The sequence below is a fragment of the Pseudoduganella sp. jia 12 genome (genome assembly GCF_055502675.1).
This window is the reverse complement of record NZ_JBUXKP010000013.1, coordinates 115,578-141,217: the sequence shown is the minus strand read 5'-3', so window position 1 is coordinate 141,217 and position 25,640 is coordinate 115,578. Positions and strand designations below refer to the sequence as shown.

General features: G+C 66.4%; 29 protein-coding genes. 12 read left to right on the top strand and 17 right to left on the bottom strand.

Translation table 11 applies throughout. The features are described 5' to 3' along the window. The first annotated feature begins 118 nt into the window (after positions 1–118). The 3 genes from ACY65G_RS25585 to ACY65G_RS25575 all read left to right on the top strand — a co-directional run bounded on the left by ACY65G_RS25585 (position 119) and on the right by ACY65G_RS25575 (position 3,233). Positions 119–505, top strand: coding sequence for an Mth938-like domain-containing protein (locus ACY65G_RS25585; RefSeq protein WP_465000098.1), 387 nt, complete (start codon positions 119–121; stop codon positions 503–505). A gap of 112 nt (positions 506–617) precedes the next feature. Further along, positions 618–1,094 (top strand): peroxiredoxin, encoded by a 477-nt coding sequence (locus ACY65G_RS25580; protein WP_465000097.1) that lies wholly within the window; start codon positions 618–620, stop codon positions 1,092–1,094. Between the two features lie 261 nt (positions 1,095–1,355). Further along, positions 1,356–3,233, top strand: a complete 1,878-nt coding sequence (locus ACY65G_RS25575) for a PhoH family protein (RefSeq protein ID WP_465000096.1) — start codon at positions 1,356–1,358, stop codon at positions 3,231–3,233. A gap of 135 nt (positions 3,234–3,368) precedes the next feature. On the opposite strand, the gene ACY65G_RS25570 is transcribed toward ACY65G_RS25575, so the two are convergent. Next, positions 3,369–4,187 carry an alpha/beta hydrolase gene (locus ACY65G_RS25570; RefSeq protein WP_465000095.1) on the bottom strand — a complete coding sequence of 273 codons (819 nt, stop codon included), beginning with the start codon at positions 4,185–4,187 and terminating at the stop codon, positions 3,369–3,371. A 273-nt stretch (positions 4,188–4,460) separates the two neighbouring features. Here ACY65G_RS25570 and ACY65G_RS25565 point away from each other — a divergent pair, with 273 nt between their 5' ends. The 3 genes from ACY65G_RS25565 to ACY65G_RS25555 all read left to right on the top strand — a co-directional run bounded on the left by ACY65G_RS25565 (position 4,461) and on the right by ACY65G_RS25555 (position 6,706). After that, positions 4,461–5,591, top strand: coding sequence for a sensor histidine kinase (locus ACY65G_RS25565; RefSeq protein WP_465000094.1), 1,131 nt, complete (start codon positions 4,461–4,463; stop codon positions 5,589–5,591). A gap of 2 nt (positions 5,592–5,593) precedes the next feature. Continuing rightward, positions 5,594–6,415 (top strand): LytR/AlgR family response regulator transcription factor, encoded by an 822-nt coding sequence (locus ACY65G_RS25560; protein ID WP_465000093.1) that lies wholly within the window; start codon positions 5,594–5,596, stop codon positions 6,413–6,415. 90 nt (positions 6,416–6,505) lie between these two features. After that, on the top strand, positions 6,506–6,706 hold the full coding sequence (locus tag ACY65G_RS25555; RefSeq protein WP_465000092.1) for a heavy-metal-associated domain-containing protein: 201 nt from the start codon (positions 6,506–6,508) through the stop codon (positions 6,704–6,706). Positions 6,707–6,709: 3 nt separating this feature from the next. On the opposite strand, the gene ACY65G_RS25550 is transcribed toward ACY65G_RS25555, so the two are convergent. Continuing rightward, positions 6,710–7,429 (bottom strand): glutathione S-transferase, encoded by a 720-nt coding sequence (locus ACY65G_RS25550; RefSeq protein WP_465000091.1) that lies wholly within the window; start codon positions 7,427–7,429, stop codon positions 6,710–6,712. Between the two features lie 90 nt (positions 7,430–7,519). Here ACY65G_RS25550 and ACY65G_RS25545 point away from each other — a divergent pair, with 90 nt between their 5' ends. After that, positions 7,520–8,278: a sulfite exporter TauE/SafE family protein gene (locus tag ACY65G_RS25545; protein ID WP_465000090.1), complete on the top strand. Its 759-nt coding sequence runs from the start codon at positions 7,520–7,522 to the stop codon at positions 8,276–8,278. 4 nt (positions 8,279–8,282) lie between these two features. Here the strand turns inward: ACY65G_RS25545 and cueR are convergent, their stop codons facing one another. Next, the gene (gene cueR / locus ACY65G_RS25540) at positions 8,283–8,675 is read right to left on the bottom strand and encodes a Cu(I)-responsive transcriptional regulator (RefSeq protein WP_465000089.1); all 393 of its coding nucleotides are present in this window, start codon (positions 8,673–8,675) and stop codon (positions 8,283–8,285) included. After that, a complete protein-coding gene (locus ACY65G_RS25535; protein ID WP_465000088.1) occupies positions 8,672–10,909 on the bottom strand; it encodes a heavy metal translocating P-type ATPase in 2,238 nt (745 codons plus the stop codon). Before ACY65G_RS25535 ends, cueR begins: the two co-directional genes overlap by 4 nt. A gap of 210 nt (positions 10,910–11,119) precedes the next feature. Here ACY65G_RS25535 and ACY65G_RS25530 point away from each other — a divergent pair, with 210 nt between their 5' ends. From ACY65G_RS25530 to ACY65G_RS25515, 4 genes are read left to right on the top strand one after another with little or no spacing between them, the layout of a single operon-like run. Further along, a complete protein-coding gene (locus ACY65G_RS25530) occupies positions 11,120–12,016 on the top strand; it encodes an MBL fold metallo-hydrolase (protein WP_465000087.1) in 897 nt (298 codons plus the stop codon). After that, positions 12,013–13,938, top strand: a complete 1,926-nt coding sequence (locus ACY65G_RS25525; protein WP_465000086.1) for an ATPase, T2SS/T4P/T4SS family — start codon at positions 12,013–12,015, stop codon at positions 13,936–13,938. Before ACY65G_RS25530 ends, ACY65G_RS25525 begins: the two co-directional genes overlap by 4 nt. 7 nt (positions 13,939–13,945) lie before the next feature. Continuing rightward, positions 13,946–14,371 carry a hypothetical protein gene (locus ACY65G_RS25520; protein ID WP_465000085.1) on the top strand — a complete coding sequence of 142 codons (426 nt, stop codon included), beginning with the start codon at positions 13,946–13,948 and terminating at the stop codon, positions 14,369–14,371. A 32-nt stretch (positions 14,372–14,403) separates the two neighbouring features. Continuing rightward, entirely contained in the window at positions 14,404–14,790 is a 387-nt protein-coding gene (locus tag ACY65G_RS25515) for a VOC family protein (protein ID WP_465000084.1), read from the top strand. Between the two features lies 1 nt (position 14,791). Here ACY65G_RS25515 and ACY65G_RS25510 read toward each other — a convergent pair whose 3' ends face one another. The 11 genes from ACY65G_RS25510 to rpsF all read right to left on the bottom strand — a co-directional run bounded on the left by ACY65G_RS25510 (position 14,792) and on the right by rpsF (position 22,328). After that, positions 14,792–15,754, bottom strand: coding sequence for a GNAT family N-acetyltransferase (locus ACY65G_RS25510; protein WP_465000083.1), 963 nt, complete (start codon positions 15,752–15,754; stop codon positions 14,792–14,794). Then, on the bottom strand, positions 15,751–16,122 hold the full coding sequence (locus tag ACY65G_RS25505; protein ID WP_465000082.1) for a cupin domain-containing protein: 372 nt from the start codon (positions 16,120–16,122) through the stop codon (positions 15,751–15,753). The genes ACY65G_RS25510 and ACY65G_RS25505 overlap by 4 nt, the downstream gene beginning before the upstream one ends. A 72-nt stretch (positions 16,123–16,194) precedes the next feature. Beyond that, the gene (locus tag ACY65G_RS25500; protein WP_465000081.1) at positions 16,195–16,317 is read right to left on the bottom strand and encodes a helix-turn-helix domain-containing protein; all 123 of its coding nucleotides are present in this window, start codon (positions 16,315–16,317) and stop codon (positions 16,195–16,197) included. A gap of 38 nt (positions 16,318–16,355) precedes the next feature. Further along, entirely contained in the window at positions 16,356–17,357 is a 1,002-nt protein-coding gene (locus ACY65G_RS25495; RefSeq protein WP_465000080.1) for a bile acid:sodium symporter family protein, read from the bottom strand. Positions 17,358–17,421: 64 nt separating this feature from the next. Further along, positions 17,422–18,432, bottom strand: coding sequence for an anion permease (locus ACY65G_RS25490; protein WP_465000079.1), 1,011 nt, complete (start codon positions 18,430–18,432; stop codon positions 17,422–17,424). A gap of 23 nt (positions 18,433–18,455) precedes the next feature. Next, positions 18,456–19,082, bottom strand: coding sequence for a DUF47 domain-containing protein (locus ACY65G_RS25485; RefSeq protein ID WP_465000078.1), 627 nt, complete (start codon positions 19,080–19,082; stop codon positions 18,456–18,458). Positions 19,083–19,148: 66 nt separating this feature from the next. After that, positions 19,149–20,534, bottom strand: a complete 1,386-nt coding sequence (locus ACY65G_RS25480) for a replicative DNA helicase (protein ID WP_130188127.1) — start codon at positions 20,532–20,534, stop codon at positions 19,149–19,151. A 293-nt stretch (positions 20,535–20,827) separates the two neighbouring features. Further along, positions 20,828–21,280 (bottom strand): 50S ribosomal protein L9, encoded by a 453-nt coding sequence (gene rplI, locus ACY65G_RS25475; RefSeq protein ID WP_465000077.1) that lies wholly within the window; start codon positions 21,278–21,280, stop codon positions 20,828–20,830. Between the two features lie 33 nt (positions 21,281–21,313). After that, positions 21,314–21,604, bottom strand: a complete 291-nt coding sequence (rpsR, locus tag ACY65G_RS25470; protein ID WP_107143310.1) for a 30S ribosomal protein S18 — start codon at positions 21,602–21,604, stop codon at positions 21,314–21,316. Between the two features lie 32 nt (positions 21,605–21,636). Beyond that, the gene (gene priB / locus ACY65G_RS25465) at positions 21,637–21,927 is read right to left on the bottom strand and encodes a primosomal replication protein N (protein ID WP_465000170.1); all 291 of its coding nucleotides are present in this window, start codon (positions 21,925–21,927) and stop codon (positions 21,637–21,639) included. A gap of 14 nt (positions 21,928–21,941) precedes the next feature. After that, entirely contained in the window at positions 21,942–22,328 is a 387-nt protein-coding gene (gene rpsF / locus ACY65G_RS25460) for a 30S ribosomal protein S6 (RefSeq protein WP_465000076.1), read from the bottom strand. A 314-nt stretch (positions 22,329–22,642) separates the two neighbouring features. Between rpsF and lexA the strand changes: the two genes are divergently transcribed. Further along, complete coding sequence (gene lexA, locus ACY65G_RS25455) at positions 22,643–23,359, top strand: transcriptional repressor LexA (RefSeq protein ID WP_465000075.1); 717 nt, start codon at positions 22,643–22,645, stop codon at positions 23,357–23,359. Positions 23,360–23,470: 111 nt separating this feature from the next. Here lexA and ACY65G_RS25450 read toward each other — a convergent pair whose 3' ends face one another. Both ACY65G_RS25450 and ACY65G_RS25445 read right to left on the bottom strand, forming a co-directional pair. Further along, complete coding sequence (locus ACY65G_RS25450) at positions 23,471–24,334, bottom strand: pepsin/retropepsin-like aspartic protease family protein (RefSeq protein ID WP_465000074.1); 864 nt, start codon at positions 24,332–24,334, stop codon at positions 23,471–23,473. A gap of 3 nt (positions 24,335–24,337) precedes the next feature. After that, positions 24,338–25,579, bottom strand: a complete 1,242-nt coding sequence (locus tag ACY65G_RS25445; protein WP_465000073.1) for a cystathionine gamma-synthase family protein — start codon at positions 25,577–25,579, stop codon at positions 24,338–24,340. Between the last annotated feature and the right edge of the window lie 61 nt (positions 25,580–25,640).

The following is a 25,640-nucleotide window of genomic DNA, read 5'->3' as shown; positions in this document are numbered from 1 at the left end:
GACCCATTCTGCCGAATAAAGTTCGATTAGGCAACCGCGCCGGGGCGGTTCCGATGGCAAAACGTTACAATAGAGCCTCCTTCGCGACCGACAGTCCGGCCAACGGGCGATAATTATCATGAAGCTTCATTCGAGCAATACCCAGCAATACCAGACCGTGACCGGGTATTTCCCCGGTGGCGTGGAAATCAATGCCCAGCCGTTCGACTACAGCCTGCTCGTGCTGCCCGAGAAAGCGCCGCAGCCATGGCCGGTGGCCCGCTTCACCGACCTGAATGCCGAGCATTTCGAGCAATTGCTGGCCGAAGCGCCGGACGTGGTGATCCTGGGCACCGGCGAACGCCAGCGCTTCGTACACCCGCGCCTGTCGGCGCCGCTGACGTCGAAACAGATCGGTGTCGAGTGCATGGATACGAACGCGGCGTGCCGCACCTATAACATCCTGATGGGCGAGGGGCGCAAGGCGCTGCTTGCCCTGATCATTGAAAAAGACACCGCCGCCTGAGGCGCTGGTCCCTTGCCCGTACCCTTGATTTACCGCACAGCGCCGCCATATCGAAACTGCATCGTTCCGGTTTCCGGAGCGCTGCGCACCAATTCCTTCCAGGAGAAACAGCGTGGCCGATAGCCCCGACCAACTTCATGCCCCCCTGCCCGACTTCTCGGCTACGATGACGAGCGGCCAGACGTTCACGCTGGCCGGCCGCCCGGCCACGGCCACCGTGCTGTTCTTCTACCCGAAGGACAACACGCCCGGCTGCACGACGGAAAACATGGCGTTCCGCGACCTGCACGAGCAGTTCAAGGCCGCCGGGGTGGAGATCTATGGCATCAGCCGCGATTCGCTGCGCTCCCACGAAGGCTTCAAGGCCAAGCTGGGACTGCCGTTCGAACTGATTTCCGACCCCGACGAGGCGGTATGCCAGGCGTTCGGCGTGATGAAGCAGAAGAAGATGTATGGCAAGGAAGTGCGGGGTGTCGAGCGCAGTACGTTTGTCATTGACGCCCAAGGCAGGTTGGTGAAAGAATGGCGTGGCGTGAAGGTTCCCGGTCACGTCGATGAAGTGCTGGAATTTGTAGCGCGCCGGGGCTGATATCAAGATTGCGACCGAGCCCGCCGCCGCCATTCCGGTTATCCTTAACCGAGTTTCGTGCCGATTTTTCATACGGCGTTCGAGCACAAGTTCGTGTAACCAGATTTTGAGTCAACAGCGTTCTCCTCTCCTCTCTGTCATTACTTCCGTAGTTCCGCTACCCGGGCACCCTGCTGCCCTCTCGGCATCCCCTGTATTCCCCATCGACCTGTCACCGTGGCCACTGTCGGCCATGGGCGACTTTTTTAAGACGAGATCCTGATGCCACTGCCAAAACTGCCCACCAAGCCGGCCACCCTGCTGCTGGCAAAAGATTACCCGAAGGCGAGCGGCGCCAACCCGGTGCCGTTCCCTGAACACGATGCGCCACCGACCAAGAAATCCACGCGCGGCAAGAGCGCCGAGGTACTGGACACCGTGACGCCGACGGTGCTGGCCGAAGCGCTGCCACCGGTGCCGCCAGCGAAGAAGACCACGCGCAAGGGCGCCGCGAAGACCGCGGCCGAAGCGCCTGCCGTGGCCGATGTCGCGCCGGTGGTGACGCCGCCGGCGAAAGTGGCCTATCCGGCCACGGCCTCCGCCGCTCCCGCCAGTGCGGAAGCCGCGCCCGCCACCGCGAAAGCGCCGCGCGCGAAAGTCACGCCGATCAAGGCCGAGGCGCCCCATCCGGCCAAGCACAAGCCGGTCGAAGTCACGATCAAGTCGTCGACCAGCCGCCATGCCGACCAGATCGGCGGTACGAAGCTGTTCGTGCTGGACACGAACGTGCTGATGCACGACCCGACATCGCTGTTCCGTTTCGAGGAACACGATGTGTACCTGCCGATGATGACGCTGGAAGAACTGGACAACCACAAGAAGGGCATGTCCGAAGTCGCGCGCAATGCGCGCCAGGTGTCGCGCACGCTCGACGCGCTCGTCGCCAATACGGACGACGACGCGATCGAGCAGGGCATCCTGCTGTCCAAGCTGGGCAACAAGGATGCCAAGGGGCGCCTGTTCTTCCAGACCAAGCTGCAGGTCGCCGACCTGCCGGAAGGCCTGCCGCAAGGGAAAGCGGACAACCAGATCCTGGCCGTGGTGCGCTCGCTGGAAGCCGACCAGGAAGGCCGCGCCGTGGTGCTGGTGTCGAAGGACATCAACATGCGCATCAAGGCGCGCGCCCTGGGCCTGCCGGCCGAGGATTACTTCAACGACCACGTGCTGGAAGATACCGACCTGCTGTACTCGGGCATCGTGCAGCTGCCGGACGACTTCTGGAACAAGCACGGCAAGGACATGGAGTCGTGGCAGGAAAACAAGAACGGCTACAGCACCACGTACTACCGCGTGACGGGGCCGTTCGTGCCGTCACTGCTCGTGAACCAGTTCGTATTCCTGGAACCGAACAACGGCGAAGCATCGTTCTATGGCCAGGTGAAGCAGCTGAACGGCAAGACGGCCGTGATCCGCGTGCTGCGCGACTACTCGCACAACAAGAACAATGTGTGGGGCGTCACCGCGCGCAACCGCGAGCAGAACTTCGCGCTGAACCTGCTGATGGATCCGGAATGCGACTTCGTCACGCTGCTGGGCCAGGCCGGCACCGGTAAAACGCTGCTCGCGCTGGCTTCCGGCCTCGCCCAGGTGCTGGAGACGAAGCTGTACAACGAGATCATCGTCACCCGCGTGACGGTCCCGGTCGGCGAGGACATCGGCTTCCTGCCGGGTACCGAGGAAGAGAAGATGAGCCCGTGGATGGGCGCGTTCGACGACAACCTCGAAGTGCTGAACAAGTCCGACAACGACGCCGGCGAATGGGGCCGCGCGGCCACGCAGGACCTGATCCGCTCGCGCATCAAGATCAAGTCGCTGAACTTCATGCGGGGCCGCACGTTCGTCAACAAGTTCCTGATCATCGACGAGGCGCAGAACCTGACGCCGAAGCAGGTCAAGACACTGGTGACGCGCGCCGGCCCGGGCACGAAGATCCTCTGCCTCGGCAACATCGCCCAGATCGACACGCCGTACCTGACGGAAGGCTCGAGCGGCCTGACCTACGTAGTCGACCGCTTCAAGGGATGGGCACACAGCGGCCACGTCACGCTGGCCCGCGGTGAGCGTTCGCGCCTGGCCGACCACGCGAGCGACGTGCTGTAAGCACTCCCGCTCCGCAAAGCCCCGCCCGCGCAAGCCGGCGGGGCTTTTTTCTGCCTGCAATATTTCCCGAATTCGGGGTCTGACCCCGAATTTCATGCGCGGCAGGGTGCCTTCCTGTCCCTCACCAATCGGCAATTATTTCTGCTGCTTCAGGTAAGCGCGCAGGCCGTGGGTGAGGACGAGGGGAAAGACGCTGGCGTGGTCTTCGTCGGCGAACACCTTCAGCGTGGTGGCGAGGCCGGGATAACGGTGCGCGGCAAGGGCGGCGTGGAATTCGCGCATGTCGGCCACCATGTCGGCGTCTTCCGTGGCGCGCGAACGCTGCTTGCCGGGCGCCAGCGTTTCCCGGGCGCCGATGCCGAAGAAGACGGAAGCCGGCAGGTCACGGTGCGCCGCGCCGTAGGCCTTTTCGCGGTCGAACATCACGCCCCGGTCGAACCATAGCGAGGGGCTGCCGAGGATGTAGTGCTCGAACGTGCGTGGCTGGGTAAGCAGCACCTGCAATCCCAGCAGACCGCCGTAGGAATGGCCGACGAAGATCTTGCGCCGCATGTCGGCGCGGTAGTGCGCGGCGACCAGCGGGAACACATCGGCGGCGATGAAGCGTCCATAGCCATCGGCCTCGCCGTAGGCCAACGGACGGCCGGGCATGTCGGACCGGTGGCGGCCATTTCGCGACACGCTCGGCGTGTAGTCGCGGTTGCGGCTGTAGACGGCGGAATCGCCCTTCGCGTACGACAGCCCGACGACGATCGCTTCCTCCATGTCGGCATGCCGGTGCAGCCGCGAAGCGATGCCGCGCGCGACCGGGAACGCATAGCCGGCGTCGACCACGAAAATCACCGGGTAGCGCCTGGTCGATGTGCGGTACGAGTCGGGCAGCGCCACGTACACCTGGTAGTCGCGCCCGAGTGCGGTCGCGCGCACGTCGCGCACTTCGGTGTCGTCGAGCACGTAGGCGGGCGCGGCGGCCGGCTTACCGGCCGTACTGGCGGCAGCAGCAGCAACAGCAACAGCAGGAGTAACAGTAGCCGTAGCGGCGGCAGCGGCAGTGCAGCAATACAAGGCAAGCAGGGGTATCGACGATTTCAATGCGGTCCTCCATGTTTTGGGAAGCCGATTGTGCCGCGCACCGGCAACGCCGCCGACCGCGCCGGGACGAATTGCCGCTTTCACGGGACGGTCGGCCCAGGGCGGCCGGGAAGGCGGCTGGTATACTTTTCGCCAATGAACCTGCCCGCCCACCTGCCCGCTCCTCCCCGCCCTTCCGGCATGCCGAAGCCCGCCGCCAGGACCGTGATCCTCAGCGCGCTGGTATGGACCGCGATCAGCGCGCTGGGCGCCCTGCAGACCTACAGCGACAACCTGCGTACCGGCGTGGCCAGCCACTATCCGGTGCTGCTGGCCACGTGGTTCGTCGAATACGCCATTCCGCTGATGGTGCTGTCCGCCGTGCTGGTGACGGTGCTGGGCCGCTGGCCCGTGCTGGTGGCGCGGCCGCGCAGCGTGGTGTTGCTGTTCATCGGCCTCGTGCTGCTGTTCCAGCCGGCGCAATGGCTGTACATCGCGTGGCTGCGCGACTACCTCGACATCGCCAGCTTCGACGATGCGCGCCGCCTGCTGATGAAGATGCTGCTCGTCGGCTGGTTCACCACCACCGCCACGTTTGCCGCCATCCTGGCGATCCACTACTGGCGGCAGGCCAAGGAGCGCGAACTGGCCTGGCAGCGCGCGCAGAACGACATGCTGAACCTGCGCCTGCAACTGGAGGAGCAGCGCATGCTGGCGCTGCGCGCCCAGCTCGAACCGCATTTCCTGTTCAACGCGCTGAACGCGATCAGCGCCCTCGTGCGCGCCGGCGACAAGCCCGTGGCGCTGGCCGGCATCGGCCGCCTCAGCACCCTGCTGCGCTACGCGCTGGCCGCCAGCACCGACCAGACGGCCACGCTGGCGGCGGAACTGCAGTTCGTACGCGACTACCTGGACCTGCAGCGGCTGCGCTACGGTGCCCGGCTGCGCATCGCGATCGATGGCGCGGACGACGCGCTGCTGCACGATGTCGACTGCCCTCCCCTGTCGCTGCAGCCGCTGATCGAGAATGCGCTGCGCCACGACCTCGATTGCCATGACGGCCCCGGCGACATCACGCTGTCGTTCGCGCGCGATGGCCGCGAGATGGTCGTCACCGTCACCAACCCGGTCAGCGCCGCGGTGTCGCCCAATCCCGGCGCCGGGCTCGGGCTGGCCAACACGCGCGACCGCCTGCGGCGCCAGACGCCCGGCGCATCGCTGCGCGCCGGCGTGCGGGACGGGCGCTTCGTGGCCGAAGTGCGCCTGCCGCTGGCGGCGCAGGAGTGACCATGCCGATCCGCTACCTGATCGTGGACGACGAGGAGCCGGGCAGGATCAACCTGCGCCTCGCGCTGGGCGACCACGCCGGCTGGGAATCCGCGGGCGAATGCGACGGCACCGCGGCGGCCCGCGCCAGCCTGGCGCGGCACGACGTGGACGTGGTCTTCCTCGACGTGCAGATGCCCGGCGAAACGGGCCTCGTGCTGGCACGCGAACTGTCCCGCCTGCGCGAACCGCCGCTGGTCATCTTCGTTACCGCATACAGCGCCCACGCCGTCGACGCGTTCGAAGTCCATGCGCTGGACTACCTGCTGAAACCGCTGGACGATACGCGGCTGGCGCAGGCCGTCGAGCGTGCCGCCGCGATGCTGCGCCAGCGCCAGCGCGAAGCCTATGGCGCCGCGCTGCGCGACCATGCCGATGCCGGTGCCGCCGTCGCCGCCGCCGGCGCTGTTGTCAGCACCGATGCCGGCACCGCTGCGATCGCCAGTACCGCGCCGTACCTGAAGCGCATCGGCGTGCGCTCGGTAGGCCGCATCGAGCAGGTGATCGTCGACGAAATCCTGTGGATGGAAGCGGCCGGCAACTATGTCGAACTGCACCTGCCCGGGCGCACGGTACTGCACCGTATCACGCTGAACCGCCTGGAAGCGCTGCTCGACCCGGCACGCTTCCTGCGCGTGCACCGCGGCGCCATCGTGCGGCGCGACCAGATCGCCAGCCTGTCCACCGGCGGCGAAGGCAGCCACCGGCTGGCGCTGCGTTGCGGCGGCGTGGTACCGGTCAGCGGCAGCTACCTGGCCGCGCTGAAGGCAGCCATTGCAGGGTGAGCCGCGGGCAAGACCGTTGACCGGCGCGCGCTTGACCTTCCCCCCATGGGAAGGGTTAGAGTAAGCGCATCGTCAATCGAGGAGGATCCCATGTACGAACTGCAGGTGGAAAACATGAGCTGCGGCCACTGTGTCGCGGCCGTCACGAAAGCCGTCAAGGCGATCGATGGCAATGCCCAGGTCGATGTCGACCTGGCCGGCAAGGCGGTGAAGGTGCAGTCCGGCGCCGCGCTCGACGCGGTGAAGGCGGCCATCGCCGATGCCGGCTATCCGGTCACCGGCGCGCGCTGAGCGTTATTTCTCCAGCTCCGGATAGCGGCGGAAGATCCCGTCTTCGTTGAAGGGAATCCGCCGCTTCGACGCCAGGTAGGCGGCGATGTTCGGCCGCTGCCGCACCGCTTCGCACAGTGCAACGAGCCGCGGCCACCGCGGTTCCAGCTGCGCCATCGTTTTCGGGAATGCATAGCGCAAGCCCTCGACGAGCTGGAACAGCGACAGGTCCACGTATGTCAGCCGCGCCCCGACGGCGAAATTGCCGCGCGCCGGATTGGCCGCCAGCACGTTCTCGAAGTAACCCAGGAATTTCGGGATCCGCGCCGCGCGAAAATCCTTCGAGCGCGCCCGCGCTTCCTTCTTCTGTTCCTCGTAATAACTGTTCACCGAGACCGGATGGTGCGAGTCGTGCGCCTCGGCCACGATATCGGCGATCGTCAGTTGCAGCTGGTTGCACCAGAGCCGGCCCTTTTCGGTGCGCGGCGCCAGGCCGTGGCGGGCACCGAGGAACAGCAGGATGTTCGTTGTCTGCCCGATCAGCAGGTCGCCCGCGCGCAGCACGGGCGGCGCGAAGGCGGGCAGCGGTTCGCAGCGGAAGTCCAGCGACGCTTCCACTTGCGGCATGCCCTTCGCGCCGCGCGCCACGTCGCGATAGGCAATGCCGGCTTCTTCCAGCGCCAGGCGCACGAATTCGCCGCGGCCCTGGATCGTGGGCCAGTAATACAGGGTATAAGGTTCCATGAAGACTCCACAGTTAGGGTCGCGGCCATTCTAGCCCGGCTGTTCGCGGCACGGCGCTATAATCGACCGACCTCCCACGCCTCCCCCGCCATGGCCGTTCCTCCGCTCGAGTTGACCCAAGTACTGATGCTGGCCGGCGCCGGCCTGTTTGCCGGCACCCAGAACGCGCTGGCCGGCGGCGGGTCGTTCATTACGTTTCCCGCATTGCTGCTGGCCGGCCTGAACCCGCTTGCCGCCAACATGACGTCGACGATCGCGCTCTTCCCCAGCCAGGCCACGTCGGCCATCGCCGGGCGCCGGCTCGCCGAGGACGTTGGCCCGCTGACCTTCCGGCAGATGTTCGCGATCAGCGTGGTCGGCGGCATCGCCGGCGCACTGCTGCTGCGCGTTACGCCACCCACGTTCTTTGCCCGGCTGGTGCCATGGCTGGTGCTGTTCGCCACGTCGATGTTCGCGTGGGGCGCGTTCCGCAAGCAGCCGCCGCATACGGCCAGCGGCATGCCGGCATGGGCGCTGGCACTGGTCCAGGTGGTGATTTCCGTCTACGGCGGCTATTTCGGCGGCGGTATCGGCTTCCTGATGCTGGCCGCGCTGACGTTCGCCGGGCAGCAAATCCGTGCCGCCACGGCCACCAAGAACATGCTGGCGATGGCCATGAATGCCGCGGCCACGCTGATCTTCGCGTTCTCGACCCTGGTGAGCTGGCCGGCGGCGTTCGCGCTGTGCGCCGGCGGCATCGGTGGCGGGCTGCTGGGCGCGTGGCTCATCCACCGGCTGCCGCAGCGGGTGATGCGCTTCTACGTCGTGGGGGTGGGCGCGGCGCTGACCGTGTGGATGTTCCTGCGCTGACCCTTCAGCCATCCCTGGCGATGCCTTGCAGGATCGGACAGTCGGGCCGGTCGTCGCCGTGGCAGCAGGCGGCCAGCGTGGCGATCGTGTCGCGCATTTCCGTCAGTTCGCGGATGCGCTCGTCCAGCTCGGCCACATGGTCCAGCGCGATGCGCTTCACATCGGCGCTGGCGCGGCCGCCGTCCCGCCACAGCGACAGCAGGCCGGCAATGCGCTCCAGCGAAAAACCCAGCTTGCGGGCGCGCCGGATGAAGCGCAGCGTGTGGAGTTCCCTGTCGCCATAGACCCGGTAGCCGCTGTCCGTGCGCGGGGCCGCCGGCACCAGGCCGATGCTTTCGTAGTAGCGGATCATCTTCGCCGTCACGCCCGACGCGCCGGCGGCCTGGCCGATATTCATGCTTCCTCCTTTTTCGGTTGCCAGTGCCCCGGTTTCCAGCCATTCAGGAGCAGCGCGTTCGTGATCACGCTGACCGACGACAGCGCCATGGCGGCGCCCGCCATGACCGGATTGAGCATGCCCAGCGCCGCCAGCGGAATGCCGGCCAAGTTATACACGAATGCCCAGAACAGGTTCTGCCGGATCTTGGCGAACGTGCGGCGCGAAATGTCGAGCGCATCGGCCACCAGCGCCGGGTCGCCCCGCATCAATGTGATGCCCGCCGCGTGCATCGCCACGTCGGTGCCGGTCGACATGGCGATGCCCACGTCCGCCGCCGCCAGTGCCGGTGCGTCGTTGATGCCGTCGCCCACCATCGCCACCCGCGCGCCTGCCGCCTTGAGCGCGGCGATATGCGCCGTCTTGTCGGCCGGCAGCAGGTTGGCGGCCACGCTGCCGACACCCACCGCGGCGGCCACGGCCCGTGCGCTGCCGGCGTTGTCGCCGGTCAGCATCGTGGTGGCGATGCCCCGCGCATGCAGCGCCGCCACGGCGGCCTGCGCCGTGGCTTTCGGCGGATCGGCAAACGCGACGAGGCCGAGCAACCGGCGCGTGCCGGCGTCGGCCAGCCACGACACCGTGTGGCCGGACTGTTCGAGCGCCAGCGCTTCGGCCTGCAGCGGTGCCAGGTCGACGCGGCGTTCGTCCATCAGGCGCGTGCTGCCGAGCACGAGGTCGCGGCCGTCCACCGTGGCGGCGAGGCCCCGTCCCGGCAGTGCCGTCACCGCCTGGGCCACGGGCACGTCCAACGCGCGCTCGTGCACCGCCTCGAGCACGGCGCGGGCCAGCGAATGCTCGCTGCCGCGCTGCACGGCGGCCGCCAGCGCCAGCAACGCCGGCTCGGCGATGCCATGCGGGCGCAATGCCGCCAGCACGGGCCGCCCCTGCGTCAGCGTGCCGGTCTTGTCGAACACCACGGCCGTCACGCCGTGCGCCGTTTCCAGCGCCGCCGCATCCTTGATCAGAATGCCATGGCGGGCTGCCACGCCGGTGCCGGCCATGATCGCGGCAGGCGTGGCCAGGCCCAGCGCGCATGGGCAGGCGATGACGAGCACCGTGACCGCGTTGATCGTGGCCGTTTCCAGCTGGCCCGTGGCGAACCACCAGCCGGCGAGGGTCAGCGCGGCGATCGCCAGCACGACCGGCACGAACACGGCGCTTACCCGGTCCACCAGGTGCTGCACGGGCGCCTTGGCCGCCTGGGCATCCTCGACCAGGCGGATGATGCGTTCCAGCGTGGTTTCGGCGCCGGTGGCCGTGGTGCGCACCAGCAGCAGGCCTTCGCCGTTGATCGCCCCGCCCGTCACGCGGTCGCCGGGCCGGCGCGCCACCGGCAGGCTTTCACCGGTGATCAGCGCTTCGTCCACGTCGCTCGTACCCTCCACCACCTCGCCGTCGACGGCGATCCGCTCGCCCGGCCGCACCACGACGATGTCGCCGGGACGGACCGTGGCGATCGGCACGTCGGCATCGCTTTCGCCGCGCCGCACGCGTGCCGAGTCCGGCCGCAACGTGCGCAGCGCGCGGATCGCGGACGTGGTCTGGCGCTTGGCGCGCGCCTCCAGCCACTTGCCCAGCAGGACCAGCGTGATGACGACCGACGAAGCCTCGAAATACAGGTGCGTGCCATGACCGGACAGCAGCAGGTACACCGACAGGCCATAGGCGGCGCTGGTGCCGAGCGCCACCAGCAGGTCCATATTGCCCGCCCCGGCCCGCGCCGCCTTCCAGCCGGCCCGGTAGAAGCGCGCGCCGAGCAGGAATTGCACGGGCGTGGCCAGCAGCCATTGCAGCCAGGGCGCCGCCATCCAGCCGATGCCGAGCGGTGCCAGCAGCATCGGCGCGGCCAGCGGCACGGACAGCAGCGCCGCCAGCAGGACCGGCAAGCCTTCGTTGGCGCCGCGCAGCCAGCCGTGCACCGTGCCGCCGGCGGTTACCGGCTCGCCGGATGCCGGCGTGGCCGGGCCGGCCGGGTCGACCACGGGCGCGGCTTCGTAGCCGGCATGCTCGACGGCGGCCCGCAGCGTGTCGAACGGCAGCGGCGCCGTCGTCTCCACGCGCGCCGTTTCGGTGGCCAGGTTCACGCTGGCGCTGCGCACGCCCGGCACGGCGGCCAGCGCCTTCTCGACGCGGCCCACGCAGGCCGCGCAACTCATGCCGCCAATGCGGACGTCGTGCGTAAATTCTTTCTTCATCGGGATACTCCTGCTGCCATGATGCTGCCATCATCAAGTATCCCATGATGGGAAGGTCAAGGCATTCGCTGCAGAACGGCACGACCGTGCGTTTGCCAACGGGAAATCCAGCAGCGGTGGCAAAACCCGCCAGAGCGGATGAAAAACCCGCTATCATCCGATGGAATTTGCCGGCATAGCCGGGCCGGAACATACAGGAATGGGGTGCGGATGAAATTCAGATTCTGGGGGGTGCGCGGCTCGATCCCCTCGCCGGGACCGCGCACGGTACGCTACGGCGGCAATACCACGTGCATCGAGGTGCGCAGCGACGACGGCACGCTGATCGTGCTCGACGGCGGCACCGGCCTGTTCTGCCTGGCCCAGGCGCTGGTGGCCGCGCCGTGCCGCCCCATCGAAGCCAATATCTTCATCACGCACAGCCACTGGGATCATATCCACGGCCTGCCGTTTTTTACGCCCCTGTTCATCGCGGGCAGCCGCGTACGCCTGCATGGCGTGACCGATCCGGATACCGGCAACGGCATCAGGCATGTGATGGGAGTGCAGTTCCAGAACAGCTACTTCCCCGTCGGCGAGGCGCAGATGGCGGCGACGATCGAGTACCGCACCCTGGCGGTCGGCGAGGCGGTGCCGGTCGGCGACGCCGTGGTGCGCAACGTGGTGATGGGCCACCCGGTCACCGACCTCGGCTACCGCATCGACTGCAACGGCAAGTCGGTATTCTTCACCGGCGACCATGAGCCCCTGTTCAATCCCCATGGCGAAGGGCAGCCGGAGCACGCCGCATTCGCGTCACAGATCGCCCAGCGCAACGCCGCGATCGACGAGCTGGCGCATGGCGTGGATGCGCTGATCGCCGACTGCTCGTACACGCGCGAGGAATATCCCGCGAAGATCGGCTGGGGCCATGGCACCTTCGACAGCGCGCTGGCGCTGGCGGTGCGCACCGGCGCGAAGGCGCTGTACTGCACCCACCATGAACCGACCCGCAGCGACGACGAGCTGGAAGCCGTGTTCGCCGAAGCAATGGCGCGCCACGCGCCGCTGCCCGGCGGCCTGCGCGTGTTCCTTGCCTGGGAAGGGCTGGAAGTCGAGCTGCCATGAACACGGTGGCCGACATGCGGGTGCCGTTCCGGCAGGCCCTGGCGGCACTGGCGGGGCAGTTGCGGGCGCTGGGCAGCGTGGACGAGATCATGCTCGATGCCGGCGGCGCGGTGGCCGGCCTGTTCTCCTGCGACCGCTTCACGCTGTATGCCGTCGATGCCGAGGGCGACTACCTGGTGTCGAAAGTGAAGGCGGCGCCGCACGGGTCCCGCGACGTGAAGGTGGCGATTGCCTCGCATGCCATCGTGGGCCACGCGGCGCTGGCGCGGTGCGCGGTCAACATCGCCGACGCCTATGACGAAGCCGGACTGGCACGCGTGGCGCCCGGCCTGCGCTTCCCGCGCGGCGTGGACGAGCGCACCGGCTACCGCACGAAGCAGGTGCTGGCCGTGCCCGTGCTGGCACCGGGATCGCAGGCCTTGCTGGGGGTGATCCAGCTCGTCAACACGCGCGACGGCAAGCCTTTCGGCGCCCAGGCCGTGGAAGGCGCCGTACTGCTGGGCGAAGCGCTGTCGGCATTGCTGGCGACGCCCCCGGGCCGCGCGCAAGCCGCGCAGGCCCTGCCCGCCGCGCTGGAAACGGTCGCCGCGCGCGCCGTGGTGCCGGTGCCCGCCCTCGACGAGCCGGCACGGCTGCTGGCCCGCATCGTGGCCGATGCGCACCGGCTGGGCGCATCGGCGATCCATATCGAAGCGCCCGGCACGGGAAGCACGGAAAGCACGGGGTGCACGATCCGTCTGCGCCGCGACGGCGCCCTGGGCCGGTATGCCAGCCTGCCATCCGCCCGCGCGGCGGCACTGGCCGGGCACATCGAAGCCGTCGCGAAGCTGGCCGACGCGGCGCCGGGCAAGCCCCGGCAAGGCACGATCGACGGCGGCGCGCACGGCTTGCCGGACATGCTGCTGCAGGCGATCGCGATCCCGTCGGTGGCCGGCACGGACCTGGTATTGCGCCTGGTGCCGGCCACCACGCCCCTGTCGCTGGAGCAGTTGGGCCTGGCGCCGGACGAGCTGGCCGGACTGCGCCGCATGATGGCGGGCATGCGCGGCCTGCTGCTCGTGTGCGGGCCGCACGATGCGGGCAAGAGCACCACGCTGCGCGCGCTGCTGGCCTGCCTGGATGGTGCGGAGCGCAAGATCTGCAGCGCCGAGGAAGTGCCGGCCCCGGCGCGGCCGAACATGCTCCAGGTGCGCGTGGGCGCCGGCAACGCCGCGGCGCTGGACCTGGCCGGTGCGCTGGAAGCGTTCCGGCACGCCGATGCGGATGTGATCGTGGCCGATGCGCCGGGCGGCCGCGCCACTGCCGGCCTGGCGGTGGAAGCGGCGCTGATGGATCGTCTGGTGCTGGCCGCCCTGCCCGGCGGCGGCGCGGCGGAGGGGGCGCTGCGCCTCGTCGACCTGTGCGCCGATCCCTTCGGTGCCGCCACCGCGCTGGCCGGCGTGCTGGCGCAACGGCTGGCCAGGCGGCTGTGCACGGCGTGCCGCCACCCGTATCATGCCGGCGCGGCGGAGCTGGACCTGCTGCTGACCGAATACTGCGAGGAACTGCAGCCCGATGCCGGCGCTTCCGCCGATGCCGATGCCGATGCCGATGCCGATGCCGATGCCGATGCCGAGGTTGCCAGGGGGCGCGTGCTGGCGGCATGGCGTGGCCGCCATGCCGATGCCGCGGGCCGCTTCACGCTGTACCGGGCCGTCGGCTGCGCCGCGTGCCAGGGTGGCTACCGGGGCCGCATCGGCCTGTTCGAACTGATGGCCGTGGGCGAGCGGACCGCGCGCATGCTGGTCCGGCGCCCCGGCGTGGCGCGCCTGGCCGGCGCGGCGATCGGCGATGGCATGCGCACGCTGAAGATGGATGGCATCGACAAGGTATTGGCGGGCATCACCGACATCCGGATGGTGCGCGCCGCTTGCGCAAGATAAGGAACACATGGAGAAACTGAAGGGTACCGTCACTGAACTGCGGCGCGGCAAGACCGTGTCGCACAACCCGAAGACCGGGACCAGCGTGATTCACGCGGCCGTGTTCCGGCTCGACGGCCAGCTGGTGAAGATCGTCTCGAACGCTCCGCTGGTGATCGCCGAGGGGCAGGAACTGCTCGTGGTCGGGAAGCGCCGCGCCAAGCTGTTTACGGCCTATGCGCACCGCAACCTCGCCACGGGGCACGAAGGCCACGAAGGCTGGGCCACGCGCCTGCTGGTGACGATCCTCGTGGTCACGTGCGCGCTGTGGCTGGGCGCCCTGATGGGTGGCGATTACGGAACGGTGTTCGGCCTCGTGTTCGTGGCGCTCGGCTTCGCGATGGCGTGGCGCTCGCTGGAAGTCATCCAGGCGCTGGTGATGCTGCGGCGCTGAGTGTCGATCGATCGTCAATCGAGGGGAAAACGATGCTGTCCCATGTCTTCATCGGCGTGACCGACTTCGGCCGTGCCTTCACGTTTTACTCGGGCGTGATGGAAGCGCTCGGGCAGCCGCTGCGCTTTCGCGACGACTCGCGCCCGTGGGCGGGCTGGATGCCGCGCGACGCGCCCCGCCCGCTGCTGCTGGTCGGGGCGCCGTTCGACGGCATGCCGGCCACCGCCGGCAATGGCGCGATGACGGCGCTGCTGGCGCCGGACCACGCCACGGTCGACCGTGCCCATGCCGCCGCGCTGGCCCGTGGGGGCACCTGCGAGGGGCCGCCGGCATTGCGGCCCGAATACCACGCCAGTTACTACGGCGCCTACTTCCGCGACCCGGACGGCAACAAGCTCTGCGTGGCCTGCCACGACTGAACTACAGTCGCTTGCCGAAGCACACCGCCGCATCGATACCGGCATACCTGCCGAAGTTGGGGATGCGCAGGTAGCCCTGCGCATCGTAGAAACGCACGGCGCGCGCATTGACCTTGCGCGTTTCCAGCCACAGGCCGCGGTAGCCGAGCGCGCCGGCCTGCGCTTCCAGGAAGGCCAGCACGGCGCTCCCCGCGCCGCTGCCGGGCCGCGCGTACATGCGCTTGATTTCGGCGATATCGCCATCGCCGGGAAGCCGGCGCAGCGCGCCGCAGCCGACTGCCGTGCCCGCGGCATCGCGGGCGATCGCGAACAGTGTGCAACTGGCGGGATCGAACGAGGCGTTGCCGCCGTCGCCGGTGATCCCGCGCAACACGCCGGACAGCTCGTCCATCAGCGCCACGGCGTCGCTTGAAGCGGGATCGGCGACGGCCACGTCGATCGCCGGGCCGAGTACCTTGTACATGACGCGGGTGGCGCCGAGGGTACGGCCTTCCAGGATCGCATAGCGCGGAATGTCGCCGGCGGTGCGGTAGCCCAGGCCGGCGTACAGGTGCTGCGCGCCGCTGCCCACCCATGTGTCGAGCACGAGCAGCGTGCGGCCCAGTGCCCGGGCGCGCGCCTCGGCCGCTTGCAGCAGCGCGCGGCCGATGCCCAGCCGCCGGCTGCCCGTGTGCACGAGCATCTTGTTGATTTCGGCGCGGTGGGCGCCGTTCGCCGGCGTGGCCAGCGCCAGTTGCACCGTGCCGCGGACGATGCTGTCGCCGTCGCGGGCCACGAACAGCGTGCGCGCGCCGGCATCGACCTGCGCGGCCACATCGTGCCAGAAACGGCGCGCATCGGCCGGCGCGAACGGCGGCAGGAAGCCGACGCTGGCGCCGTGCGCCACGCAGTCGTGCAGGACATCGGCCAGTTCGGCGGCGGCGGCGCGCACGCCGTCGCCCGTCAGTTCGTCGATCGTGATCATGGTTCGCAGATGGCGATGAGGTAGTGGGCCCCCGTGGTGCCGGGGCAGGAGAAACGCGTGGCGCCGTACAGGCGGAAGCGCAGACAGTCGCCCGGCTGCAGCCGGTACGTGGCGCCATCGAGCGTGTAGTCGAGCAGGCCGTCAAGAAGCCAGATGTGCTGTTCCAGCCCCGCCTGGGGCGGCCGCTCGTAGTCGATCACGGCACCGGCCGGCAGCCGGCCTTCGACCAGTTCGCCACGCAGGCCCTGCGCCGGCGGCGACACCATGCGGCGGGTAAAGCCGCTGGCGGGGTCCGTCCACACGGCCTGGTCGGCCGCCTTGACCAGTTGCGGGCCGCCCTCCTCGACGGCGGCGATCAATCGCGACATCGGCATGCCGTAGGCCGCGCACAGCTTGCCCAGCAGGGCTGCCGTGGGGCTAGATTCGCCGCGTTCCAGGCGCTACAGCGTGGCGCGGCTGATGCCGCTGGCCTGCGCGAGCGCGTCCAGCGACCAGCCGCGCGCCTCGCGCAGTGCGGCCAGCCGGGCGACCAGCTTCGCTTCGAATTGTTCATGATTTCCCATATCCGAGAATATATCCCAGATATGAGAAGAAAGGTCGCTTACTCCGTGGTGCGTTGCGCGAAGCGTTGCGCCATGACCGAACACACCATCAGCTGGATCTGGTGGAACAGCATGATCGGCAGGATCACCATGCCCAGCGACGACGTGGCAAACAGCACTTTCGCCATGGGCACGCCGGAGGCGAGGCTTTTCTTCGAGCCGCAGAACACGATGGTGACTTCGTCCTCGCGCGAGAACCCCAGCTTGCGGCTGGCGTACATCGTGAGGGACAGCACCACGGCCAGCAGCACGCAACAAACGATGCCCAGCGTGACGAGGACGGCGGGCGACAGCTTGTGCCACAGCCCTTCGACGACGGCCGCCGAAAACGCGGTGTAGATCACCAGCAGGATCGACCCCTGGTCGACGTATTTCAGCGCCGGCTTGTGGCGGTCGATCCATTTGCCGATCACGGGGCGCAGCAGCTGGCCGGCAAGGAACGGCACCAGCAACTGGAGCACAATGGCCAGCACCGCGTCACCCGTCGAACGTTCCACGTGTCCCTGCACGACGAAGGCGGACACCAGCAGCGGCGTGATGAAGATGCCGAGGAAGTTCGATGCCGAGGCGCTGCAGACGGCGGCCGGCACGTTGCCCCGGCCCATCGCGGTCAGCGCGATCGACGACTGCACGGTCGATGGCAGCATGCACAGGAACAGCAGGCCCACGTACAGGTCCGGCGTCAGCAGCTGCAATGCCACCGGCTTGAACGCCAGGCCGAGGATGGGAAACAGCACGAACGTGGTGCCGAGCACCAGCAGGTGCAGGCGCCAGTGCGTGATGCCGGCGATGACGGCCTCGCGCGACAGCTTGGCGCCGTGCAGGAAGAACAGCAGGCCGATGATGAACGTGGTGATATCGCCAAGCACCACGGCTACCTGGCCGGTACAGGGCAGCAGGGTGGCGACGCCGACGGTTGCCAGCAGGACCAGCGTGAAATTATCGGGCTTGAAGCGGGACAGGAAAGCAAGGCGGGAAAGGGAAGCGGGAACGGAAGGCATCCGATATTCTAGCCGAATACAAAAAAAGGGAGCCGCGGCTCCCTTTTTTGCATGCACGCGGCCCTTACAGGATCTGCGTGCCGACCCACCAGCCGATGGCGGCCACGAAAGCCGACGCCGGGATCGTGAAGACCCATGCCCACACGATGTTGCCGGCCACGCCCCAGCGCACGGCCGACAGGCGCTGCGCGGAACCGACACCGACGATGGCGCCGGTGATCGTGTGCGTGGTCGACACGGGCACGCCCCAGAACGATGCCATCAGCAGCGTGATCGCACCGCCCGTTTCGGCGCAGAAGCCGCCGACCGGTTTCAGCTTGGTGATCTTCTGGCCCATCGTCTTGACGATGCGCCAGCCGCCGAACAGCGTGCCGAACGAGATCATGCCGTAGCACGAGACGATGACCCAGGTGGGCGGCGCGGCGGCATCGGCGGCCACGTGGCCGGAGGCGATCAGCAGCATCCAGATGATGCCCATGGTTTTCTGGGCATCGTTGCCGCCATGGCCCAGGCTGTAGGCGGCGGCGGAAGCGAGCTGCAGGCGGCGGAACCACGTGTCGATGCGGCGCGGCGTGGATTTCACGAACACCCACGACACGATCAGCATGATCAGCGTGCCGAGGAAGAAGCCCAGCAGCGGCGCCACGACGATGAACACCACGGTCTTGATCAGGCCACTGGCGATCAGCGCGCCGGTACCGGCCTTGGCGACCGCGGCGCCAACGAGGCCGCCGATCAGTGCGTGCGACGACGACGACGGGATGCCGTAGTACCAGGTGATCACGTTCCACACGATGGCGCCCACCAGCGCCCCGAAGATCACGTGGTGGTCCACCACTTGCGGGTCGATGGTACCCTTGCCGATCGTCGTCGCCACGTGCAGGCCCACGATGAAGATCGCAATGAAGTTGAAGAACGCCGCCATGGCCACCGCGGTCTGCGGTTTCAGCACGCCGGTCGACACGACCGTGGCGATTGCATTCGCCGCGTCGTGGAAGCCGTTCATGAAGTCGAAGAGCAGCGCGAGGGCAATCAGGAGCCCCAGCGCGTAGATGCTGATTTCTAAGGTCTGCATGTTGTTGTTTTACCGTGCGACGCTTACGCGTTCTCGACGATGATGCCTTCGATGATGTTGGCCACGTCTTCGCAGCGGTCGGTCACGGTTTCCAGGATCTCGTAGATCGCCTTCATCTTGATCAGGTTGCGCACGTCCGGCTCGTCGCGGAACAGCTTGGACATGGCGGCGCGCATCACGTGGTCGGCGTCCGACTCCAGGCGGTCGATCTCCTCGCAGATGCCGACGATGTCGCGGGCATTGTCCATGTTCGACAGCAGGCCTACCGCATCCTTGACCTTCTCGCAGCATGCCAGCACCAGTTCGGCGAGGCGCTTGGCTTCCGGCGTGACGGCGTGCAGGTCGTACAGCGACACGGTCTGCGCGGCGTCCTCCATCATGTCCAGGATGTCGTCCATCTTGGTGATCAGCTTGTGGATGTCATCGCGGTCGATCGGCGTGATGAACGTCTTGTGCAGCAGGTCCACCGTGGTGTAGGTGATCTTGTCGGCCTGTTTTTCGATACTCTCGATCGCGTGCACGCGGTTTTCCAGGTCATCGAAATTGGTCATCAGGCCCAGCATTTCTTTCGCGCCCTTGACGCACAGTTCAGCATGCTGGTTGAACAGGTCAAAGAATTTGCCCTCGGTGGGCATCAGGCGTCCAAACATTTTATTCTCCGTTGGTTGATTCGGGGGTGCTGCCGGGACCGCCGCTCTAAGCGGTCCCTTTTTATATCAGTCGCCCTGGTAGATCGACAGGTTACCGGTGTAGTTGCCGAACTTGGTGTACATGCCCATCCACGTGAGGCGGATCGCGCCGATCGGGCCGTTACGCTGCTTGCCGATGATGATCTCGGCGGTGCCCTTGTCGGGCGAATCGGGGTTGTAGACTTCGTCGCGGTACAGGAAGATGATCACGTCCGCATCCTGTTCGATAGCGCCGGATTCGCGCAGGTCGGACATGACCGGACGCTTGTTGGGCCGCTGTTCCAGTGAGCGGTTCAGCTGCGACAGCGCGATCACCGGGCAATGCAGTTCCTTCGCCAGGCCCTTCAGCGAACGCGAGATTTCGGAAATCTCGGCGGCCCGGTTGTCGCCGGCCTGCGAGCCCGTCATCAGCTGCAGGTAGTCGACGATGATCAGGCCCAGCTTGCCACACTGGCGCGCCAGGCGGCGCGCGCGCGCGCGCATCTCGATCGGGTTCAGCGCCGGCGTCTCGTCGATGTAGAGCTGCGCTTCGTTCATTTTCTGGATCGCGTGCGTGAGACGCGGCCAGTCTTCGTCGTTCAGCTTGCCGGTACGCAGGCGATGCTGGTCGAGCTGGCCAACGGAGCCCAGCATACGCATCGCCAGCTGTGCGCCGCCCATCTCCATCGAGAACACGGCGACGGGCAGGCCCGCTTCGATCGCGACGTTTTCGCCGATGTTGACGGAAAATGCCGTCTTGCCCATCGACGGACGGCCCGCGACGATGACCAGGTCGCCCGGCTGCAGGCCGGACGTCATCTTGTCCAGGTCTGCAAATCCGGTGGGCACGCCCGTGATCTCGCTGCCGCTGTCGCGGCTGTACAGTTCATCGATGCGCTCGACCACCTGCGTCAGCAGCGGCTGCACGGCTGTCCAGCCCTGCGAGCCCCTGGAACCCTGCTCGGCGATCGCAAAGATCTTCGATTCCGCTTCGTCGAGCATCTGCTTGACTTCCTTGCCCTGCGGGCTGAACGCGTTGCCGGAGATTTCATCCGCGACGGTGATCAGCTTGCGCAGCACGCCGCGGTCGCGCACGATCTCGGCATAGCGGCGGATGTTCGCCGCCGACGGCGTGTTCTGCGCCATCGCGTTCAGGTATTGCAGGCCGCCCACTTCGTCGGCCTTGCCCAGCATCGTCAGTGCTTCGAACACGGTGATCACGTCCGCCGGCTTGCCGCCATTGATCAGGCGGATCATCTGTTCGAAGATGATCCGGTGGTCGTAGCGATAGAAATCCTCCGCGTGCATGAAGTCGGCGATGCGGTCCCAGGCGGCGTTATCGCGCAACAAACCGCCGATGACCGATTGCTCGGCTTCGATGGAATGTGGCGGGATACGGAGGGAATCGACTTGCGGGTCGGATGGGGCATTCATGGCGCGCATTATACCTGCATAAGCAGGCCAGAGTTCATAATGGTTGGCAAGATCGCTGCCCTGGAGGCAGCTTTGTGACAGCTCGATGACACCCTCGCAGCTCTGTTATAGCAGCCAAATGTCAGGCCTGTCGCCCTTCACGCGGCAGCGAAACAGCGCGTTCCGACACATGCTTCGGGTGCGGTTCGCGGGCTGCATGCAGGGCCTCGCGACGCCGGCGCCGGCAATAAAAAAGCCGGGCGAACCCGGCTTTTTTAATGTACGACGATCTTACCGAGGAAATATCCCGGTAATTAAGCAGCTTCGCCCACGACGGCGACGGTCACGTCGACCACCACGTCCGTGTGCAGGGAAACCGACACCGGGTGCTCGCCGGTGGTCTTCAGCGGACCGTTCGGCAGGCGCACGGCAGCTTTTTCCACGGCGAAGCCGGCTTTGGTCAGCGCTTCGGCGATGTCGAAGTTGGTGACGGAGCCGAACAGGCGGCCATCGACACCGGCTTTTTGCGACACGGTCACGGTCATGCCGTTCAGCTTGTCGCCCTGGCCTTGTGCGGCTGCCAGCTTTTCAGCGGCGGCTTTTTCCAGGTCGGCGCGCTTGGCTTCGAACTCGGCCACGGCGGCCGTCGTGGCACGGCGTGCCAGCTTTTGCGGGATCAGGAAGTTACGTGCGTAGCCGTCCTTGACCTTCACCACGTCGCCCAGGTTGCCGACGTTGATAACTTTTTCCAGCAGAATGATTTGCATAATGTTCTCCAGTTCTATCTGTACTGCTGCCGATTAGGCGTGGTGCAGATCGGTGTACGGCAGCAGGGCCAGGTAGCGCGCGCGCTTGATCGCGGTATCCACTTGACGCTGGTAGTGCGCCTTCGTGCCGGTCAGGCGTGCCGGCATGATCTTGCCGTTTTCCTGGATGAAATCTTTCAGGGTGTCGACGTCTTTGTAGTCAACTTGCTCAACGCCAGCGGCGGTGAAGCGGCAGAACTTCTTACGCTTGAACAGCGGGTTCTGCTGTTTGCGCTTTTCTTTCAGCTTGGCTTTGTTTTTGTCGAACTTTTTACCGAATGCCATTTTAGGCTCCTGTATTTAAATATTGTGTCGCTTCACGCGGCACGAAAATCAATGATGTGAAAAACCAGGCTCTTGCTGTTGCGGCTTTTCCTGGCGAGGAACCCCGAGAATTCGTAGGCCCCTCCCAGTGGCGCGCTGCTGAAACGGCCTGAAATCTCTCCCGCGGCAAGCGCGGCGATTTCAAATTCCGTCTGGCGGGCGATGCCTGCCTCGATCTGCTGCGAACTGTGCTGCAATATTGCATTCACGATCGGCAGCCCGGCGGGGGTATAACGTATGACTTCCCGCTCGGTGATCAGGCCAGTGAACTTCAGCTCGTTCAGCAAGACTCCAGGATTTAGGCTGCAGCAGCTGCCGGAGCGGCCGCGGCTTCAGCGCGGTGGCTCTTGGCGGCGTCTTCACGCTGGACCGACTTCATCATCGGCGAAGGAGCGGTTTCCGCTTTCTTCAGCTTGACGGTCAGGTGACGCAGCACGGCATCATTGAATTTGAACGCGGTTTCCAGTTCGACCAGAGTGTCGTTGTCGCACTCGATGTTCAGGCAGATGTAGTGTGCCTTGGCCAGTTTCTGGATGGAGTACGCCATTTGACGGCGGCCCCAGTCTTCCACGCGGTGCACGTTACCGCCGCGCGAGGTCACGCTGGCTTTGTAACGTTCGATCATCGCGGGCACTTGCTCGCTCTGGTCCGGATGGACGATAAATACGATTTCGTAGTGACGCATGCAAACTCCCTTAAGGACTGTTGATAGCCCACCCCGGCGTCAAGACGGGTGTGGGAAGAGGTAAGCCCGCAAGCATAGCAGGTATTTTGAGCGCTGGCTAGCCGCCAGCCTGGGCGCCGACGGGCTCGCAAGGGCTGTGCAAACGGGTAACGAGCATCGGGTTTTTTGCAACATTTCCCGCAAATTGGCGCTTGCCGCCGGTTTTCATGAAATATTTCTGCGCCTGAATCGTGTTTCCTCTTGCATTCGCACAGACACTGTACAAAAATACAGACTGTCTATATCCACAGCTATTCTTTACAGCTCATCGCACCATGATCAAGCTCACCGCAAGGCAGGAACAAATTCTCAACCTGATCAGGGATGCCATCGACACCACCGGCTTCCCGCCAACGCGCGCCGAGATCGCCGCCGAATTGGGTTTCAAATCGGCCAATGCGGCCGAGGAGCACCTGAAGGCGCTCGCGCGCAAGGGTGCGATCGAAATCACGGCCGGCACGTCGCGCGGCATTCGCCTGCTGGGCGACCGCGCCGCGCGGGCCGCGTCGGGGCCATCGGCGCCGGCGGGTGCACCCGGTTCTGGTCATGGGGCCGCGCATGGTACCGCGCATGGTACCGATTACATCCCGCAGGTGCCGGCGGCGCTGCTGATGCAGCTGCCGTTGATCGGCCGCGTGGCTGCCGGCTCGCCGATCCTGGCGCAGGAAAACCTGGAAAAAACCTACAGCGTCGACCCGGCCCTGTTCTCCGCGAAACCCGATTTCCTGCTGAAGGTGCGCGGCGAATCGATGCGTGATGTGGGCATCATGGATGGCGACCTGCTGGCGGTGAAGAAGGTGGACAGTGCCAAGAACGGCCAGATCGTCGTGGCCCGCATCGGCAGCGAAGTCACGGTGAAGCGCTACCGCCGCACCGGCTCCACGATCGAACTGCTGCCGGAAAACCCGGACTTCAAGATCATTACCGTGAAGCCCGAAGATGAATTCGCACTGGAAGGCCTGGCGGTCGGTCTGCTGCGCGCCTGGCACTGACATCCCTTCTGTCGCGCCCGCTTGCAAGGGCGGGCACGGCGCCTGATGTCGGCTGCCCTGGCCGGCACCATCCACATCATGCAGCGCTGCGACCGTGTCGCGGCGCCTGCCTTATCGCTCAACCTCACGAACCTGCCCTCCCGTCGGCCGCACCGCCACCCTGCCCCTGGCCTGGTCCACATGGATCGCATATTGGCCGAAAAAGTCGGCGCCAAGGATGCCGTCTGGCTGGAAGAAGCCTGGCAACGGCATCAGGTAGGGCGTGATCGCCGCCCCGCCGGGCAGCGAGACCGATACGAAGCTGCATGGCTTGTCCGGCCCGAACGCGTCGCACGGGGCCGGCCTGTCTCCCTGCTTTTCCACGGATTGCGGCTTGGCGATCGAGATGCTGGCGGCCGAATCGAACACGAGCCGATAGCGGGCCCGGTCATTCGACAAGGTCGCGACGATGCCTTCATGCACCCGCTCATAAGGAAGCGGCCGCCAGCCCGGGCCCGGATCGAGTGGCGCGCCGAAGCGCAAGGTGCGGGCGGACTGGTCGTACACGAAAGGCTGCCTGGCAAAGAGACCGAGGCCGACGACGGAGTGCGGCGGCAGCCCGGCACCATCGCCGATGTGCAGGCCCCACGCCTCGTACGACACGCCCGTCACCTCGCCGAACGATACGCCGTTGACGACGAGGTCGGGAATGACGAACTCCTCCTCCTCGCGCACCTCGCCGGTCAGGTCGGCGCTTCTTAACTTGCGCCCCGTGAGTTTCAGGCCGGGTATCTCGGCCATCACGTCGCGCGTCAGGTGCAGCGTACGGGACGAACCGGTGTCGAACGTGAACGGAAAGACCTTGCCGGCGATGGCCAGCTGCGCCACGGGGATGCCCTTTTCCAGCGCCAGCGGCACCGAGACTTCAGCCTGCGCGGCTGTGGCGGCAAACAGCGTGGCCAATGCGGCGGCGGCACCGATCCAGTGCTGCCTCATGCCTCATGCATCCAGCGCTTTGCGGAAATCGTCGACCAGGTCATCGGTATCCTCGATGCCCACCGATACGCGGATCAGCGATTCGGCGATGCCCATCGACGCGCGGCGCTCGGCTCCCATTTCGTAGAAGATCGTGTGCGCGACCGGGATCACCAGCGTGCGGGTGTCGCCCAGGTTCGACGCGGGCACGGCGATCCGCAGGCGGTTCAGGTAGTCGAAGCAGTCGATGCCATCCTGCAGTTCAAAACTGAACAGCGAGCCATGGGCCTTGAACAGGTCGGTCGCGATGGCGTGCTGCGGGTGCGACGGCAGGCCCGGGTAATGCACGGCGGCCACGCGCGGATCGGCTTCCAGCATCTCGGCCAGCGCCCTGGCATTGGCGCACGTGCGCTCCATGCGCAGCGCCAGCGTTTCGGCACCGACGGCAATGTGGTGCGCAGCTTCCGGGCCCAGCGAAGCGCCGAAGTCGCGCAAGCCCTTGGCGCGCACCTGCGTGATGCCCCACATCGCCGGCGCCGCCTTCTTGTAGTTCTCGAAGATGTTCGGGTAGCGGTTCCAGTCGTAGGTACCGGTATCGGTCAGGCTGCCGCCCAGCGCGTTGCCGTGGCCGGCGATCGATTTCGTCAGCGAATTGATGACGAGGCCGGCACCCACCGCTTTCGGACGGAACAGGTAAGGCGTGGTCATCGTGTTGTCGACGATGTACAGGATGCCCTTTGCCGCGCACAGCGCGCCGATGCGCTCCAGGTCCGCGATCTGGGTGCGCGGATTGGCGATCGTTTCGACGAACACGATGCGCGTATTGTCCTGCAGCGCGCTTTCGACATTCGCCACATCGGTCGCATCGACGAAATCGACGGCCACGCCCTGCCCGGCCACCGTCTGCCACAACGAGTTGGTGTTGCCGAACAAGAAGGACGACGAGACCACGTGGTCGCCGGCCCGCAGCAGTGCCTGGAACACGGCGCCGATCGCGCCCATGCCCGTGGCGAAGCACAGCGTGGCGACGCCGTCTTCCATCTTGTTGATTTTTTCTTCCAGCGCCGACACGGTCGGGTTGCCCTGGCGGCCGTAGCGGAAGCCCGGCTCGCGGCCCTGGAATACCGAGGCCAGTTGTCGCGCATCCGTATAGCCGAACGCGACCGACGTGTGGACGGGCTTGTGCAAGGAACCCTGCTCGATGGTCTTCTGGCGGTCGCCGTGCAGGATCGTGGTGGTAAAACCGTAGTTTTTCTTGTCGTTCATGTCTTATCAGAATAGTTGCCAAGAACCGGGGTCTGACCCCGGTTTCAGGAAATGTTTCCGA

Bases quoted from the DNA above. Each gene is read 5' to 3' on its own strand.
- ACY65G_RS25515 (WP_465000084.1), top strand. From the start codon at position 14,404: ATGCTGTCCCATGTCTTCATCGGCGTGACCGACTTCGGCCGTGCCTTC.
- ACY65G_RS25500 (WP_465000081.1), bottom strand. From the start codon at position 16,317: ATGGGAAATCATGAACAATTCGAAGCGAAGCTGGTCGCCCGGCTGGCC.
- ACY65G_RS25490 (WP_465000079.1), bottom strand. From the start codon at position 18,432: ATGCAGACCTTAGAAATCAGCATCTACGCGCTGGGGCTCCTGATTGCC.
- ACY65G_RS25585 (WP_465000098.1), top strand. From the start codon at position 119: ATGAAGCTTCATTCGAGCAATACCCAGCAATACCAGACCGTGACCGGG.
- ACY65G_RS25510 (WP_465000083.1), bottom strand. From the start codon at position 15,754: ATGATCACGATCGACGAACTGACGGGCGACGGCGTGCGCGCCGCCGCC.
- ACY65G_RS25485 (WP_465000078.1), bottom strand. From the start codon at position 19,082: ATGTTTGGACGCCTGATGCCCACCGAGGGCAAATTCTTTGACCTGTTC.
- ACY65G_RS25525 (WP_465000086.1), top strand. From the start codon at position 12,013: ATGAACACGGTGGCCGACATGCGGGTGCCGTTCCGGCAGGCCCTGGCG.
- rpsR (WP_107143310.1), bottom strand. From the start codon at position 21,604: ATGGCATTCGGTAAAAAGTTCGACAAAAACAAAGCCAAGCTGAAAGAA.
- rpsF (WP_465000076.1), bottom strand. From the start codon at position 22,328: ATGCGTCACTACGAAATCGTATTTATCGTCCATCCGGACCAGAGCGAG.
- ACY65G_RS25505 (WP_465000082.1), bottom strand. From the start codon at position 16,122: ATGTCGCGATTGATCGCCGCCGTCGAGGAGGGCGGCCCGCAACTGGTC.
- ACY65G_RS25535 (WP_465000088.1), bottom strand. From the start codon at position 10,909: ATGAAGAAAGAATTTACGCACGACGTCCGCATTGGCGGCATGAGTTGC.
- cueR (WP_465000089.1), bottom strand. From the start codon at position 8,675: ATGAATATCGGCCAGGCCGCCGGCGCGTCGGGCGTGACGGCGAAGATG.
- ACY65G_RS25445 (WP_465000073.1), bottom strand. From the start codon at position 25,579: ATGAACGACAAGAAAAACTACGGTTTTACCACCACGATCCTGCACGGC.
- ACY65G_RS25550 (WP_465000091.1), bottom strand. From the start codon at position 7,429: ATGGAACCTTATACCCTGTATTACTGGCCCACGATCCAGGGCCGCGGC.
- ACY65G_RS25565 (WP_465000094.1), top strand. From the start codon at position 4,461: ATGAACCTGCCCGCCCACCTGCCCGCTCCTCCCCGCCCTTCCGGCATG.
- ACY65G_RS25575 (WP_465000096.1), top strand. From the start codon at position 1,356: ATGCCACTGCCAAAACTGCCCACCAAGCCGGCCACCCTGCTGCTGGCA.
- ACY65G_RS25520 (WP_465000085.1), top strand. From the start codon at position 13,946: ATGGAGAAACTGAAGGGTACCGTCACTGAACTGCGGCGCGGCAAGACC.
- ACY65G_RS25495 (WP_465000080.1), bottom strand. From the start codon at position 17,357: ATGCCTTCCGTTCCCGCTTCCCTTTCCCGCCTTGCTTTCCTGTCCCGC.
- ACY65G_RS25555 (WP_465000092.1), top strand. From the start codon at position 6,506: ATGTACGAACTGCAGGTGGAAAACATGAGCTGCGGCCACTGTGTCGCG.
- ACY65G_RS25450 (WP_465000074.1), bottom strand. From the start codon at position 24,334: ATGAGGCAGCACTGGATCGGTGCCGCCGCCGCATTGGCCACGCTGTTT.
- ACY65G_RS25545 (WP_465000090.1), top strand. From the start codon at position 7,520: ATGGCCGTTCCTCCGCTCGAGTTGACCCAAGTACTGATGCTGGCCGGC.
- ACY65G_RS25480 (WP_130188127.1), bottom strand. From the start codon at position 20,534: ATGAATGCCCCATCCGACCCGCAAGTCGATTCCCTCCGTATCCCGCCA.
- ACY65G_RS25560 (WP_465000093.1), top strand. From the start codon at position 5,594: ATGCCGATCCGCTACCTGATCGTGGACGACGAGGAGCCGGGCAGGATC.
- lexA (WP_465000075.1), top strand. From the start codon at position 22,643: ATGATCAAGCTCACCGCAAGGCAGGAACAAATTCTCAACCTGATCAGG.
- rplI (WP_465000077.1), bottom strand. From the start codon at position 21,280: ATGCAAATCATTCTGCTGGAAAAAGTTATCAACGTCGGCAACCTGGGC.
- ACY65G_RS25530 (WP_465000087.1), top strand. From the start codon at position 11,120: ATGAAATTCAGATTCTGGGGGGTGCGCGGCTCGATCCCCTCGCCGGGA.